Source organism: Pedobacter sp. ASV28, assembly GCF_016428855.1.
Taxonomy (GTDB): Bacteria; Bacteroidota; Bacteroidia; order Sphingobacteriales; family Sphingobacteriaceae; genus Pedobacter.
Genome location: NZ_JAELTN010000129.1, coordinates 1 through 1,436, shown reverse-complemented (window position 1 = coordinate 1,436; position 1,436 = coordinate 1). Strand labels below are relative to the sequence as shown.

General features: G+C 40.2%; 2 protein-coding genes. Both read right to left on the bottom strand.

The features are described 5' to 3' along the window. Nucleotides 1-32: 32 nt before the first annotated feature. The gene (locus tag JHD79_RS22490) at nucleotides 33-1,016 is read right to left on the bottom strand and encodes a transposase (protein ID WP_233164847.1); all 984 of its coding nucleotides are present in this window, start codon (nucleotides 1,014-1,016) and stop codon (nucleotides 33-35) included. Then, nucleotides 1,009-1,362, bottom strand: coding sequence for a transposase (locus JHD79_RS22485; RefSeq protein WP_199121598.1), 354 nt, complete (start codon nucleotides 1,360-1,362; stop codon nucleotides 1,009-1,011). Before JHD79_RS22485 ends, JHD79_RS22490 begins: the two co-directional genes overlap by 8 nt. Between the last annotated feature and the right edge of the window lie 74 nt (nucleotides 1,363-1,436).

Here is a 1,436-nt window from a genome sequence, read left to right as displayed (position 1 = left end):
GGATCAAGCGGAAAAGTTGGGGGAGTTAAACTCTAGGCATATATTTTCGATAATCTGAATAAGAAAAACTTAATATCCCTTACGCCTCTCGATGTTGCCCTAAAGGCTTTTATCTTTGCATTGAAAGATTCTGCAGAAGCATTTGTAGCCCTGTTAATAAAGAAGTTAAGGATATACAGATAATGTGACTGAATTGATCTGGCAGCAGTCCTAAAAGAATCAATACCACATACTTCAACCTCATTATACCATATTGCCAATTTTTTAAAGGCCTGCTCCTTACTTTTGCACAGCCTAAATATATCTCCCAATCTTTGGGCGATATTGTATGCATTCTTTAATTTTGGATACCTTTCAAAGAGTAGCTCTGCCCTAAGTCCCTGATTCGGAGTCCATTTTGAAGGATGCTTAAACAAAAGATATCTGCTCCGTGCCAGCAATTGCTTTAATGTATCTCCATTGGCCAATATTTCTGGCTGGTAAGCGGTCTTGTCCTTTTTCGCTCTCATAACACCATCATTTTCTGCATCGATAGCCTCCCAGCGATACTTTATCCTAACTTCCTGGACTGCATCATAAGCCAATTTCTGAACATGGAAACGATCAATTACCCGATGTGCATTTGTAAAACACCGTTTTATGGCCAGCTGCATATTGGCAGCCATATCCATGGTTACTTCCCGCACCCGTTTCCTCAGTCGTTCCGGGATCTTTTTCAGTACGGAAATAATGTTTTCGGCGACTGTACCCCTGATAATGGCTACAATAGCACCCTTTCTACCTTTGGCTTCCTTATTGGTCACAATAGTATAAAGCTCCCCATTGGATAAAGCTGTTTCATCAATACTGAGCCTAGGGCTTACATTCTTCACAAAAAGCATCCAATCATCCGCATGCGCTTTCTGGTTCCAATTACTGTAATCACTAATGTGCTCTTTATACTGCTCCTGGAGCTGTTTGCCGTCTATTTGGAAATAATGCCCTAAATGATAACAGCTAATGGGATGGTTATCCAAATATTCCTTTTAAAAAAAGACCGAATTCCGTAGTCATTCGAGCCCCCTTTCTTACTAAATCCCAATCTCTACTGATAATATCTCCAGCCTTTTTAACGGTCCATCTGCGTCTCTTGATGCATAAGGCAACTTTTTGTCCACGAATAGGAAAATCCTGAATGGCAACTTCCGGAAGAAAGCCCTTTGATTCAAGCTCAGCTATCTGATAGCCAGAGGGGGCTATATTCTTTTCTTCCAGATAGATCTGAAGCTCTTTTGACTCTTTTTCTACTTTGAGTATTGCGAAATAATCCAGAATACCATCTGGCAATAAAAAACTGATAAGGGTTTGTTCGGCTTGGTTCAAGGGAATCGTAACTGTTGTAAACTACAAAAGAAACAAATTATTTCATTCCCCCCAACTTTTCCGCTTGATCCATT